Source organism: Mucilaginibacter sp. R-33, from assembly GCF_049949235.1.
Classification (GTDB): Bacteria; Bacteroidota; Bacteroidia; order Sphingobacteriales; family Sphingobacteriaceae; genus Mucilaginibacter.
In genome coordinates this window covers 3,749,828-3,764,107 of record NZ_CP188089.1, presented here as the reverse complement: position 1 = coordinate 3,764,107, position 14,280 = coordinate 3,749,828, and the positions used below count along the sequence as shown (strand labels likewise).

The 14,280-nt window shown below is 43.9% G+C and carries 13 protein-coding genes; all 13 read left to right on the top strand.

Going from position 1 to position 14,280, the window contains the following annotated elements:
• Positions 1-148: 148 nt before the first annotated feature.
• A complete protein-coding gene (locus ACP26M_RS15530; protein ID WP_091172388.1) occupies positions 149-667 on the top strand; it encodes a type VI secretion system TssO in 519 nt (172 codons plus the stop codon).
• An 8-nt stretch (positions 668-675) separates the two neighbouring features.
• Positions 676-1,164 carry a type VI secretion system transmembrane protein TssO gene (locus ACP26M_RS15525; protein WP_143020843.1) on the top strand — a complete coding sequence of 163 codons (489 nt, stop codon included), beginning with the start codon at positions 676-678 and terminating at the stop codon, positions 1,162-1,164.
• Between the two features lie 37 nt (positions 1,165-1,201).
• On the top strand, positions 1,202-2,164 hold the full coding sequence (locus tag ACP26M_RS15520) for a PKD domain-containing protein (protein WP_426581219.1): 963 nt from the start codon (positions 1,202-1,204) through the stop codon (positions 2,162-2,164).
• Between the two features lie 32 nt (positions 2,165-2,196).
• A complete protein-coding gene (tssR, locus tag ACP26M_RS15515) occupies positions 2,197-4,560 on the top strand; it encodes a type VI secretion system protein TssR domain-containing protein (RefSeq protein WP_426581217.1) in 2,364 nt (787 codons plus the stop codon).
• 3 nt (positions 4,561-4,563) lie between these two features.
• Entirely contained in the window at positions 4,564-7,041 is a 2,478-nt protein-coding gene (locus tag ACP26M_RS15510) for an ATP-dependent Clp protease ATP-binding subunit (RefSeq protein WP_426581215.1), read from the top strand.
• Positions 7,042-7,136: 95 nt separating this feature from the next.
• Positions 7,137-7,577 carry a type VI secretion system contractile sheath small subunit gene (locus ACP26M_RS15505; RefSeq protein WP_188832938.1) on the top strand — a complete coding sequence of 147 codons (441 nt, stop codon included), beginning with the start codon at positions 7,137-7,139 and terminating at the stop codon, positions 7,575-7,577.
• Between the two features lie 32 nt (positions 7,578-7,609).
• Positions 7,610-8,992: a DUF5458 family protein gene (locus ACP26M_RS15500; protein WP_176622928.1), complete on the top strand. Its 1,383-nt coding sequence runs from the start codon at positions 7,610-7,612 to the stop codon at positions 8,990-8,992.
• A 224-nt stretch (positions 8,993-9,216) separates the two neighbouring features.
• Positions 9,217-9,789, top strand: a complete 573-nt coding sequence (locus tag ACP26M_RS15495; protein ID WP_426581212.1) for an NAD(P)H-dependent oxidoreductase — start codon at positions 9,217-9,219, stop codon at positions 9,787-9,789.
• A 107-nt stretch (positions 9,790-9,896) separates the two neighbouring features.
• On the top strand, positions 9,897-10,295 hold the full coding sequence (gene tssD, locus ACP26M_RS15490; protein WP_090531688.1) for a type VI secretion system tube protein TssD: 399 nt from the start codon (positions 9,897-9,899) through the stop codon (positions 10,293-10,295).
• Between the two features lie 74 nt (positions 10,296-10,369).
• Positions 10,370-10,762 (top strand): type VI secretion system tube protein TssD, encoded by a 393-nt coding sequence (gene tssD, locus ACP26M_RS15485; protein ID WP_090531686.1) that lies wholly within the window; start codon positions 10,370-10,372, stop codon positions 10,760-10,762.
• A gap of 111 nt (positions 10,763-10,873) precedes the next feature.
• Positions 10,874-11,773 (top strand): hypothetical protein, encoded by a 900-nt coding sequence (locus ACP26M_RS15480; protein ID WP_426581210.1) that lies wholly within the window; start codon positions 10,874-10,876, stop codon positions 11,771-11,773.
• A gap of 3 nt (positions 11,774-11,776) precedes the next feature.
• The gene (locus tag ACP26M_RS15475) at positions 11,777-12,388 is read left to right on the top strand and encodes a hypothetical protein (RefSeq protein WP_176622932.1); all 612 of its coding nucleotides are present in this window, start codon (positions 11,777-11,779) and stop codon (positions 12,386-12,388) included.
• A 19-nt stretch (positions 12,389-12,407) separates the two neighbouring features.
• Positions 12,408-14,279, top strand: a complete 1,872-nt coding sequence (locus ACP26M_RS15470; RefSeq protein WP_354486618.1) for a type VI secretion system Vgr family protein — start codon at positions 12,408-12,410, stop codon at positions 14,277-14,279.
• Position 14,280: the final 1 nt, after the last annotated feature.

The following is a 14,280-nucleotide window of genomic DNA, read 5'->3' as shown; positions in this document are numbered from 1 at the left end:
TAGATATGTTTTATTGGTTACAAATAGTTGATAAAGCATTGATTTTTTGATAATTATTACACTATTGGTTAATTAATAAATATGAGCTAAATATTATAAATGCAGCTTTTTTAGCTGTAAATAAACCGAACCGATACTATAATATTAGATGAAACCTGTAAACAATAGCGACCTAAACCGGGCTTATCGCAAATTCATGATGTACCTTATTACATTACTGGGTTTTGCCATCATTATCGTTTACTTCTTTTTTGCAACCTCGGGCCGTGAGCTTGAATTATTAAATGCCCGCGTTAAAAAAACAGATCAGCTGATAGCGCTCCGTACCGATATCAATAACAGCTTTGAATTGATCCTCCTGCGCATGCAGCAACTCTCGCAGTATGCAAAAATGAATTCGCAGGAGCTTAATAACCAAACGGTACTGCTTAATGATATCCAGGAGAGCAATCAGCATATCCGTGAGCGACTGCAAAGTAACCCTTACCCGCTTAAAAGTTTTGAGTTGTATAAAAAGCTCAGCAACGATATTGAAACCATTGCCAGTATCAAAGATTCGCTTTTTACCACACGTTTCCAGATTGAAAGCCTTCGCTCACAGTTAGAGTCGTGCAGCCGGGTAAATAAATCGGCTATTAACCAGTTAAACCATCACTATCCGCATTAATAAGCCATATGTTAAAATTTAGTTTAAAAGAACGGAGAGAAAAATTCTTGTTTTTCATGGGGATGTTTTTAGTAACGTCGGTGATATTGTGCGTGGCTATATTTTATAATTATGGCAACGAAGGGTTAGTATCAAAAAGCGAGTTTGCTAAAAAAGTAAACGAAGAAGAGCAGTTTGAAAGCCTTGTTACCGAAGCGTTACCAACCGTTGATACAACGTATCATAAAATAGTAAAGTTTAACCCCAACGTGCAGGCCGTTTTTTTGGAGAATGATATCAGCGGTTCAATAGGTGCCATAAAGTCATATTACAACCGCCGCCCTTATGACGCGCGGTATAAATGCTTTATCCACGCTTCAAAACTGTTGCAGGCACTTTTTTATGATAAGCGCGAACTAACGGGCAATTATAACGATATCAGGAACATAAAAGGATCGGTTGATGACTGCCACATTGCACAGCGGCAATTGCAGCAAAACATGAGCATGGCCCGGTAAGCATCATCATACATCTACCATATATAACCTAAGCAAAATGAAAAACGATTACAACGACGGGAGGCCCGTCGATACTAACCGGAACACCTACACATTTCTATACATTTTTACTGGTGTAGTTGTTATTGCCGGTATCATTTTCCTGCTGCGGAGTTCATTGTTTGAAAAGAGAGTGATCAACGCCCGTATCCTGAAGGATGAGATAGCCCTGAACGAGCACCTGGTTTACTCGGATAATACGGCCAATGCAAAAAACTGGCTTTGGGAGTTTGGCAATGGCGATAAATCAACTCAGCAAAACGGGAGCTACCGCTTTAAAAAAACAGGCGACTATATCATACGGCTTACCGTTGACCGCAATTTGACGCAGCAATTCCCGGTTAGCGTAAAAGATAGTACCCCAACCATAGCTGCCGATACCCTGATTACAATTAACGGCCCCACACAAGGGATTGTAAATGAACAGGTAAGGCTTGAGGCGCAGGGTAATGCCCGGATTTTTGAATGGTCGTTTGGGGAAACCGGCCGGGTGGATGTTAAAGGACCAACTGCACTCTACACCTTTCACAATCCCGGTACCTATTTCATCAAACTGAGCACGGATAAAAGCAGGCGCCCGGTCTATCACCGCATGCGTATTACGAACCCCGATTCAACATTTGCCAACCAGATCGTAAACCCAGGTGAAAGCGAGCGTCGTGTAATCGATGATATCAGGGCACACCTGCAGGCCATAGCCAACGGCCGTGATTTTAACCGCCATTATTATTACCTGGTTAGGAGATATTTCTGCGGAGACGAGAAAGTTACCGTAAATCTTGAAGATAACGGTGAGAGCAAACGGACTGACTTTTACTCTTACTGTATGCGGTTAACTTTTGGAGGTGGCATCAGTGTTGACGAAGCACAAGTTACCCTAAAGCCAAAATCAAACTGTTCAAGCATGCTTTCGGTAAGGCAGCATGCAACCACTGCCGCCCCCGAAAAGAGGCCCAGATAAATCCATTTTAAAACCTATTTGCATCAACCAACATGAAAAATATATTAAGCTTCATTTTATTAACCTGTATAGTAATTGCGGCCCGGGCGCAATCGCCGGTATCACTTGGCAAAACGGTGGTAACACTGCCCAAAGCTTTTGAAAAACCTGATGAGCGTACCAGCATTTACAATACCGACGACCGTACTTCCTTGCCGTGGATCGTATTTTCGGACAGGGCCGAAAATTATACATATACCTCGCCGGGCGGAACGCTGGTAATGAAAAAAATAAGTTTCATGGAGCCTTTTTATGTAAGTGAACAAAAAAACGGGTTTATAAAACTAATTAAGTACCAGGCCGGCATGGTACAAGGTAAAAAGCTTACCAATAAAAAAGGCTCGCAAAGTTACGGATGGATCAGCATTTCAAAGGTGTTGCCCTGGCAGTCGGCTTTTACCAGCACAAATGGTTATCCCGAAAAATATATCACCATTATAAGTGGTGCCGGTCCGCTTACTATGCCCGATTATTATTATGACAAAACTGATTCGGCATACATTTTTGCCGGTCCCGATCAAAGCCAGAAAAAAACCAAAGTGGCGCTGCACAATGTGGTTTATGTATACAAAAAATCTGACGACGGGAAAAAAGTATTGGTAGGGTCCGATCCGCAGTTGATTGCCGATAATGCAGCTGGCAGTGTTTATGGCTGGATAGCCGCCGACGCCGTTCATAGCTGGGGCGATAGGCTATATATCGGGTCGGCAAGGGAAAATCAGCCGTTGATCAATGATTCTATTGCGAAGTATATCAACAGTTCCCTGAAAACCAATAATAGCAAGGGAGGTACGGGCTATTTTGCTTTTGACCCCTTACTGGCCGATAATGCTCCCTTGTTATTGAGCATGCCTGTAAGCTCATCTGCATCGGGTAATCTTAGCCTCGGCTTCGCAACCGATGTTTATGATAAAAGCCATAACAGTGTGCTCAATATCAAAGGCGGGCATTTAGCATATAAGGATTATCTCAAGATCCGTAACAATGTTCACCACGTTAACATTGTGTTTGTGGTTGATGGCGGTAGCCCTATGCGCAATTATTTTTCAGGTATTACAAGCACTATTCAATCATTTGAAGATATTTTTGATGCGCATGCCAGGGGTAACCAGGTTAGATATGGGGCTGTAGTTTACCGTAACGCGTCCGGTTGTCAAACCGGGGGCATCCAGTCAACCCCGCTCAGTGCCGATTATCGTAACCTGGTAAAATACCTCGAATCGCAGTCAACAGTAACAGGTAACTGCGCCCCGGTGATAAGTTCCCAACCTGTTTTTGACGGCATCCGCACGGGATTAAGCCTGTTTGGCAATCATCCGGACGAAACCAACCTGGTCATCCTGATTGGTGCCACCGGTGCTTTAGATCGTAATTCGGTAGGGGTTAATACGGTGGCCAGTCAGATAGCGGCCTCCAACGCCCGCTTGTTAGCTATCCAGGTATTTAGCGATTATAACCCTATTTACAATGATTTCGTGATCCAGGCAAGACAAATTGTATCACAATCTGCGGTAAAGCTGGCCGATTATAAAAAACAGCGCATGGTGAATGGAGAAGGCCTTACCAACGTGCAGCAATTCAATACATCGCTTTCCGATTCGGTTTCTTTTTACCTCGATTATCCCAAAAAGAGCCTGATCCAGGGCGCTGTGGTGTTTCCGCCCAAGAGAGTGGTAAAATCAAACCAGGCCATGAGTTTGGCAGTTGAACGCCTGATGCGCGAAACAGATTATGATATCCGTAACCAGATCCATACGCTCGACAGCGCATTCAGGCTTACCGGGCGCGAAAACCGTTATGTACAGCCGCTGGTTATGCAGCAGCAGGGGCAGCCATCAACCGATTTGGGAAACAATATGCCGCATAACGCTTTCAAATATTACCTCAGCGCCGAAGCGCCCAGGAACCTGGTAAATGAAAGCAAGGGGCAGCTGCAATACCTGCTGATATTGAACGAGCAGGATTATAAGCAGCTGACAGATCTGCTGTCGCTCATGATAGGCGAAAACCTGCAGCGGGACGCGTCCGATTACCGCTCAAAATTGGTTGATAACTATGTTGACATCGCTTCCAAGCATTTAGGGCTTAACTTATCTGGCGGTGATATTAAAGACATGACCCTTGCCGATTATTTTCTGCGGGTTACCAGTTTACCCTTACCCGGCAAAAAAGATTTCTATAATAAGAAGGTGAATGATCTTAAACATAACGATGATATGCCGCAGGCGCAATTTGAGGCATATATCCACTATTTGATCCATAGCAGTGATGTTATTAAACAGGCTGCTATTACCAACCAACACTTTACGTCAAACGGCAAAACCTATTATTATATAACCCAGGCTAACCTGCAATAGCATATGAACATAGTTAATTTAAGCGAGTCGGTGAAATCGGCGGTGCGGGTAGCGCAGTCATTAGCCAAAGAATATCACCATAAGGAATTCGGTCCGGCGCACCTTTTAAAAGGCTTGATGCACCAGGAAGTGGGGTTGAAGAGCCTGCTTCAATCCATCGGGAAGGACACGGCTTACATAAGCGATTGGGCCGAAGTGCGCATTGAAGATTATTCGGCCGCGTTAACCGTGCCCGACGAAATGTTAGGTAACAGCCAGGTAAAGCAGGTATTTGAAGAAGCCGATAATGTGCGCATAAAATTAGGCCAGGATTTGATTACGCCCGTTTGTGTGTTGATTGCGTTAATAAAGCCCAATGTGGGTTTTGATGCTAACCAGCTAAAATCCTTCCCGGTAAAAGAACGCGAGTTACTGGATATTTATTTGAGTAATGAGGATGTTAACCATGCGGTAAATCCCTCTGCGCAGGCCACAAACGGCAGCGATGCACCCAAACAAACAACAGCATTACTCAAATACTGTGTAGACCGCACAAGCCTGGCCAAACAGGGTAAGGTAGATCCTATCATAGGCCGGGAGCGCGAAACACGGATGGTGATGGAGATCCTGAGCCGGCGCACCAAGCCCAATGTAATGATCACCGGCGACGCGGGCGTTGGCAAAACAGCCCTGGTTGACGGGTTCGCGCTTAGCATTGTAAACGGACAGGTACCAGCGTCGCTTAAAAATGTACAGCTTTTTGAACTTGATCTGGGTTCATTGATCGCGGGGGCATCTTACAAAGGAGAAATTGAAGACCGGTTAAAAAACATCCTGCGCGAGATAAAGCAGTTTGAAAAAGCTATTCTGTTTATTGATGAGATCCATACACTGCTTGATAATAAAGGGCCGATAGGCGGCGGTGTTGGCAACCTGCTGAAACCGGAACTTGCCCGCGGCGAAATAACGGTGATTGGTGCCACTACCATCGACGAATACCGCAAAGTGATTGAGCCCGAACAGGCATTTAGCCGCCGGTTTGAGGTGCTGCAGGTAAATGAGCCCGATACGCCTACAGCTATTAAAATGCTTAAAAAACTGGTGCCCCAATATGAGGAGCACCACAACTTAAAGATAGACGATAATACTGCCGAAGAGTGCGTTAGACTGGCGCAGCGGTATATGAAAGACCGTCGCCTGCCCGACTCTGCCTTCGACCTGCTCGACCGTACCATGGCTGCTATCCGTTTAATGAACGATACCACCGATACTGCCCTTTCCGAACTCCGCACCGAACTGAACGAATTAAAAGCACTGAATGATGCGGGTGATTTGATCGGAGCGTACAAATGGCTTTACACCGTGTATCGCAATAAAATAAGCGCGGTGTTGTTAGGTCAGCTGGAAGATGAAACCCAGGTTGATACTTTTGAAACGCCTGATGAATACATCGCTTACTTTGAACGCAATTTGAGCCGGCTTGAGGAATTGGCTCAAAATAAAACCGAGGTAGTAGATAAACATGATATTGCCGCTATTATCTCCTATAAAACAGGCATTCCCTTAGGCAAGATCCAGGCACAAGAGAAAGAAAGGCTTTTAGGCATGGAAGGCTTCCTGAAAAAACGGGTTGTTGGGCAGGACCAGGCGTTGAAAGCCGTTTCTGATGCCATACTCGAATCGCGGAGCGGACTGAACAAAAAAGGGCAGCCCATCGGCTCATTCTTTTTGCTTGGCCCAACAGGCACCGGTAAAACGGAGCTGGCCAAATCAATAGCCGAGTTTTTATTTAATGACGAAAAAGCGATGATCCGCTTTGATATGTCGGAGTTTAAGGAGGAGCATTCGGCCGCATTGCTGTATGGCGCGCCGCCGGGCTATGTGGGGTATGAAGAGGGCGGCTTGCTCGTAAACAAAATAAGGCAGCAACCTTATTCGGTTGTGCTGTTTGATGAAATTGAAAAGGCACACCCATCGGTATTTGATATCTTTTTACAGATCCTGGATGAAGGGCATATGCACGACAGGCTGGGCAAGCAAGGCGATTTTTCAAACGCGCTGGTGCTATTTACCTCAAACATTGGCAGCGAGTGGGTATCTGAGCAAATTAGCCGGGGGCATATGCCTACATCAAACCAATTGATGGAAGTGATGGCCAATAAGTTCAGGCCGGAGTTTTTGGCGCGGTTATCAGAAATTGTACCCTTTGCACCTATACATGAAGAAAATGTAGTACGCATCTTTGAGATCCAGCTCAAAAGCCTTATACAGGCGCTTGAAAAAATGGGCATAAACATGCAGTTAAGTGCCGAAGCCAAAAATATGCTGGCTTTAAGCGGTTTTACACCCAAATATGGTGCACGGCAGCTATCGGCGGTGATCCGTAACCAATTGCGCAGGCCAATATCACGCTATATTATTTCGGGCGAACTGAAAAAAGGAAATACTATCGCCATAGATAAAAAAAGTGATGATACTGAATTATTGTGGAGCATTAGTTAAGTAATTTAACTGAAATACATACTGTTAAAAACAATTTTATAGTTATTGCATTATAACATAAACACTTTCATACTTATCATTTATTAAATAAAGCTATGTTTAATTACGAAATAGGGGGAAACGAAACAAAAGTTGATTCCTCAGAAGCATTTGGTGAGATAGCTCCCAATAAAACTTTGTTTATTCAAAAATTAACTGATAATGAGCCGCTGAGACCTGAGAAGGTTGAGGGACTTAAAAATGTTGAAGAGGTTTTTGCTCATTACAAGCCAAAAGTAAGTGTTGAGCTTGAAAGAGAAAACGGATCAAATGTTACCGAAACGCTGCACTTTAACAATCTTGGCGATTTTGCCCCCAAAAACCTGGTACAACAAAGTAAATACCTGCATAAGCTTAATATCCAGCGCGAGATGTACCTCAATATCATGAAGCAGCTGAAAACCAACAAAACGCTGAAGTCAACCCTTGATAACGCCGAAACCAAACAGGCCTTTATTGAGGCGTTAAAAAATATAGTAACCGAGCTTGACCAATAATTAGCTAATCCTAAACATTTAACAACACGATCATGGCAACACCAAACGAGCAGATCCTGAATGAAAATTCAACAGACCAGGCTCTTAAAATAAAAGAAAGAAGCGGCGCGGCACCTCTATCAACCAGTTTAGATAAACTATCAAAAGTTGGTGGTTTTGATTTGCTGGAAGCTACTATTGATGGCCTTCAAAACCTGAACCCCGAACGCAAAGCCCGTAAACAGATCTTTTTAACTGATGATGAGAAGAAAGGGGAGCGCGAAGAACTTAAGCTGAAGCTTAATCAATGGATAGAAGCTTTGGAAAGCGGCGAATCGGTTAGCGATACTATTCAGAAAAGCGCCGAAAAACTGCAAAGCGTTGAAGAAAACCTGAACAAAAATTTACTCAATGTATTGGAAAGCACCCGCGAGCTTGAACAGGCTTACCGCACAGTGCATTTGTTTTATAAAAACACCGAACAGGATAAGCTGAAGAATGTGGTATTAATGAATGCCACGATCGATCAGTTGAAAGAGCTTGATAATCCGCGCTTTATTGAATATGCTGCAAATGAACTCAAGCAAAATTATGACAGGCTGGATCTTCGTCAAAATTATTCAATCCTGGTTGTACCCGGCTACCTTGGCTCAAACAAGGTAGTTGAACGCTGGTCAAAAATAGCCTATGATAATAAAGTAATGCTGGTGACCGATTTTGCGGATCTTGAACAACCGGATGATGTGATAGACCTGTTTACATCAGCCAATTTAACCGGCGGCGATGCCTTTAAATCAAACACCATCATGACTTGTAACTGGCTGGTAGGCCGCGGCAAAGTTGCCGAAGCGGGTGAAGAGGATGACTTATATATCCCGGGCTCGGCAGCATTGGCGGGTAAAATGTATTATACGCTGATGTCGCAGGTTACCGCCGGTAAAAAACACGGAGCGGTTAACGAGGTGGATGGTGTACGCTTTGACCTTAAAAAGAGCGAGATCTCGCACCTGGAGCGCATTGGCCTGGTACCTATGGTGAATGAGTACGGCAAGGTAATGGCATTCTCGGCCAAAACTTTGTTTAACGGCGATAATATCGGTTTGCAAACCTATTCGGTAGTGAGGGTATTTGATTATATCACCAAAGTATTATTCGACTTTTTGAACCGCCGTGCTTTTGAAAACTGGACATCAAAAACAGAGCAGGACCTGCGCTCGCAAATTGTGAAGTTTTTGGATAACATCCAGGGGCCCGACAGGCTTATCGAACGCTTTAAAATAATCAGGTTTGAGCGTGATGAGCAGCAAAAGGACCGCATTCACCTTGATATCAATATCACGCCATACTTCCCGGCTAAAAGCTTTGTGGTAAAGCTTGACGGACAAAAAGGTGAGGATGCAAGCCCAACCTGGAACAGCGAATATAAACAGCAGTAATATTGGGGCACACAGCGTTGTGAAAGGGTAGTGAATCCCTTTTAAAATAAGGAAGCACCTACTGGAACGATATCGGGCATGTGCAAAACAATATATTGGCTCCTTAGGTGCCTCGTATTAGGAGGCAGGTTTTAAAAGCGATATTCAACCGTTAAACCAGCGCTGTGTGCATTTTAGGTTAATTTAACCGAAGGCCTAACTTTATTTATTGTTAAATATGGTTTATGTTTGCATTGATGAGGCAGCTATTGATCATTAATGCAGATATAGATAAAACACCAACCACAGCGGCATTGATCAACGCTTACAAAGACGGGGCCCAGGCAGCCGAAGCCGTAGTAAAAGAGATAGCCATCGCCGACCTTAAATTTAATCCCAACAAGCAATTCACGCTAAGCAATAACGAGCCCGAACCCGACCTTGTGCAGGCTGTAACCGCAATAAAATGGGCATCGCACGTGGTGATATTTTGCCCGGTTTATAAAGATTCGATCAATTCAAAAATTAAAGGTTTTTTTGATCGCGTTTTTATGCCCGACCAGGTTTTTATCAGCGGCTCGTCGGTTAATTTCAATGGCCGGTCAGGACGTGTGGTTTCTATATTGGATGAAGCTGCCTGGCAGGACTGGCAGGTTGATATGAAGCCAACCTATCTGGCAGTAAAAAAACTAACCCTCGAAAAGCGTGGCATCAAGCCAGTGCACACCAGTACCATAGGGCACCTCTACGCTCTCGATAATGAGTACAGCAAAAAGTGGCTTCAAAAATTATATTCTTTTGGGTTAAAACTTATTTAAATAAATATTTAATATTTTCTCAAAACAATAAATTAATTACATTGTAGTTATTAAAGTAATGCGCAAAGCATCTACTTTAAATTATTAACCTCTTAAAATTTATCATTATGGCTTTCAAAGCAAGATTAAATTTTTCGGGCAAGGACTACGATGTGCTCACTTGCTCCTATGCATTAAACCGCGATGTAGACTCAAAAGGACGCCCGTCCTCAGGTATTTACGGCGGTACTATCGATATCGAGATCGAGTCGACTGAAGACACCTCCATTATCGAATCAATGGTTAACAACCAGTACAAACCGATTGCCGGAACTTTGCTGATCAAAAAATCTGAGGAAGACGCTAAAATGAAAGAGTTGTCTTTTGAAGATGGCTACATCGTGAAGTATTCTGAAGGTATCGACATTACAGGCGCAACTCCAATGAGTTTGAAGTTTGTGATCTCGGCCCGCAAGTTGAAACTGGGAAGCGCCGAGCACGTGAACGATTGGCCAGGTAAAAACTAAGCCCGGCCGATTTTGTTATCTGTTTGTGCCGAAGGGGCACTTAATTTATTTATCTACTTAAAACTTTATTGATCATGGCTTTCAAAGCAAGAATTAGTTTAGGATCGAAAGAATTCGATGTGCTGCAATGCAGCTATTCATTAAATAGGGACGTTGATTCAAAAGGCCGTCCGTCATCAGGTGTATATGGTGGTACTATCCAGGTTGAGGTTGAATCAACCGAAGATACTTCGGTTATCGAATCAATGGTGAACAGTCAGTACAAACCAATCCACGGCACTATCACCTTCAAAAAATCTGAAGAAGATGCCAAAATGAAGGAGCTTAATTTTGAGGATGGTTACATCATTCAATATAACGAGGGGATATCGATTATCGGTAACAACCCAATGTCGTTAAGCTTTGTGATATCGGCGCGTAAGCTGAAAATAGGCAACGCCGAGCACGAAAACGACTGGCCTAAATAATATATCAGTACAATTGATTTGTACTGTCTTTTAAAAAGATACGGAGGAGATAGTAACATATTTTCCTCCGTGTTCTTTTTACAGCTTTGTTTAGGTTCAGTTATAAACCTTATGAAAAGAAAGAAGAGAATAATAAACCCAGCCTTACCCACTACAAAGAAAAAGGTGAAAAAATCGTCGGTTCCAACCCCCATGGAATACGTGCAGCTTTTTAATACCTGTGTTATTAAAAAGGAAAAAATTGCTGCTGTCGATAAGATCATCGATGAAAAGGTAACCGTAAACCGCCCCCGTTACGAAAGTATTTCAAACCTGGTACGCCTTGGTACTAATGCGCCGTCGGCTGCCGGAAATAAAAATCTTTTCGCATCGGTGTATACCCCTTTTTTTGATCGTTATAACACCACACCGCTATCATTAAACCCAACGGCGGCTAATGCCAAACCCGAAAGTGTTTTGGATATGATGACCAAACCGCAGATGACAACCGGCCTTTTGGGAGCTAATTTTTTTGACACCGGGAGGTTTACCCCAAACGATCCGTTCGGGTTTATGAACCTTTTTGGCGGCGGCGGAGCTATCCCCTGGTATTTTATTGCCTGCGTACATTATATGGAGTGTTCGTTCAGTTTCAAAAAACACCTGCACAACGGCGATCCGCTTACCGGTTACACAGTACAGGTGCCCGCCAATCGCCCAAAGGTAGGTCATGGCCCTCCGTTTACTTTTGAGGAGAGCGCTGTTGATGCTATTAAACTGATGAAGTATGATAAGGTAACCAATTGGAGCCTGCCGTTTATTTTGCAAAAGCTGGAGGGATATAATGGTTTCGGTTATAACAAAAAGGGCATTCACACGCCTTACCTCTGGAGTTTTTCGAACCAGTATGTCAAGGGCAAATATGTCAAAGACGGTGTTTTTGATGCCGAAGCGGTATCCCAGCAAATGGGCGCGGCAGTTATCCTTAAACGCATGGAAGACAGGGCGCTGATTAGTATTCCCAGAAATTAACCAATGAAAAGGATCGTTAAATATATGGTATTATTACTGCTTGCTACCGGGTTGGCAGGTTCGGCCGTGGGCTGCAGTGGTAACCCTAAAGCCCCGGTTGCTGATACTGTCAAAACCATAGCTAAGTCGGCCTCCCGAACCGTACATAAGTCGGCCCTTACCGACGAGCAGTTGTTCCGAGCCTGCCTGAAACAGTTTAAAGCCGCTGCCCTGCAAAGAAATAAAAAGCAACTGGCCGGCATGTTTTACTTCCCGCTGCAAACAACACCCCAATGGTCGAACGAAGATTTACGATCTGCTAAGATTAACCCTGCTGAAGGGCTGGTTAGCGGAGCAGAATATCCACAGTATGAGCCTACTATATTGAATGCTGACGCGCTTCGTCTTATACCCAAAAGCACAGAAGACGATCTGTCGGAAATTGACGCCGCTACCGACGAAAACTATTATAAAGTTATTGCAAAAGTTACAGATAAAGGTAGTAAGCTTTACGAGTTGCAGCAACAATATGAGCAAAAAAATGGCAGGGAAACATCGTACGGGTTTGTTTTTGGCAAAGTTAACGGGCAATATAAAATTATAAGTTACTACAGCCCATGGCCTGTTAAAGGTTAATGGATTTTATAGCCGAATTATGGAAAAGAAACTAAAAGTAGATATCAATATTGAAGGTACCCAGATCACCCATTTCTCTACCTTTAACCTTGACCAGCGTTTTAATGAGCACCATACTTTTCAGCTCAGGTTTAACCATGATATGGTTGAAGAGTACAACGCTGTTACGCTCGAAAACTCAAAGGACTTTATTGGTAAAAACATTACCGTGCAATTTGGCACAGCCGATAGCGGCGAAAATAAATTTAGCGGTATTGTTACCAAGGTAGAGCTTTCGCAAAGCCATGGGTTTCATGGCGATATCCTGGTGAGCGGCTTTAGTCCGACCATCCTGATTGACCGGGGCCCCGATCTCGGCTCGTACCTTAACAAAAGCCTGAGCAGCATTATTCAGTTAGCTACGCAGGATGCACCTGCAAATGATCTGAACCTCAATATCAAACCAACCAATACTTCGCCTATTGATTATATCATTCAATATCGTGAAAGCGATTTTGAGTTTATCAACCGTCTTTCGGCCGAGTATTACGAATGGTTTTATTACGATGGTGCTAAACTAAATTTCGGTAAGCCCGATAAGCTGGAGGAGGTTGCTCTTATTTACGGTCGTGATCTGCACAGCCTGCAATATGCAATGCAGATAGCCCCCTTAAAGCATAACAAGTTTGCTTACAACCCCAGGCAGGATGAACTGCTTTCGTCAGAGCCGCAAGGCTCTTCGGGCAGCACGCCGGATCTTTCGCATGCCATCAGCGCGTCAAACAAAGTTTTCAGCAAAGTTTATAATGAACCATTGGCTGTTAGGGTAAATAACAAAAAAGAAATAGATGATTTTGTTAATAACCAGCAAAAAGCGCTGATATCCGAATTGGTTACCATTGTAGGCAATGGTGACAACCCTATGGTGGGCCTGGGCAAAATACTTAATGTAAGCATGAGTGTAAGGGGTACAGGGGCTTTTGAATTACAGGATTTTGGCAAGTTCCTGGTTACTGCTGTTTATCACCAGATCGACGGTGTTGGCCATTACCAAAATACGTTTGAAGGCGTTACTGCCGATACGGAGCGTATCCCGGTTGCTGAAGCCGAAAAACCCAACCCGGATATGCAGCTGGCCGATGTTACCGACAACGCCGACCCGGATGGACATGGCCGCGTTAAAGTAAAATTTAAATGGCAATGTACCGCGAATGATGTTACCGAGTGGCTTAGAGTAGTTTCTCCTGACGCAGGCAGCTCGGATAAAGTAAGCAAGAATCGCGGGTTTGTTTTTATCCCCGAAGTTGGCGACCAGGTGCTGGTAGCATTTGAGGAGGGTAATATTGCCCGCCCGGTTATTATTGGCAGCATGTTTAGTGGTAAAACAGGCACAGGCGGCAGTCAAACCAATAAAACCAAAGCGCTTACTACCCGAAGCGGCAACACCGTGATACTGGACGATAGCAATGGCAGCATTAACGTTAAAGATCCCAGCGGTAACGTGGTAACCCTTAATGGCGACGGTACGGTAACCATTTATGCGCCAAACACCTTAACGCTGGTATCAAAAGATATTAACATTAATGCGGGCAATAGCATTAACATAACATCATCGCCGGCCAAAGAAGGCGGGGGTGACGGTGTTATCAATGTTACAGCCAAAAAATCGATAGCGGTAGCGGCGCAGGATGAAGGTATTACTACAAATGCGAAAAAAGATATTGCCTTTACCAGCGAAACCGAAAGCATCAAACTTTCTGCATCAGCCAAAGACATCACTTTTGATGCGGCGGCCGGCAAACTTTCATCAAGCAGCAAATCGGCCGAGATCAGCTCGACCGACAAAATGCATCTCAATGGCGGCAGCCTTGCGCATATTATAGCAGGCGATGTTGAAATTAACCAATCATGAT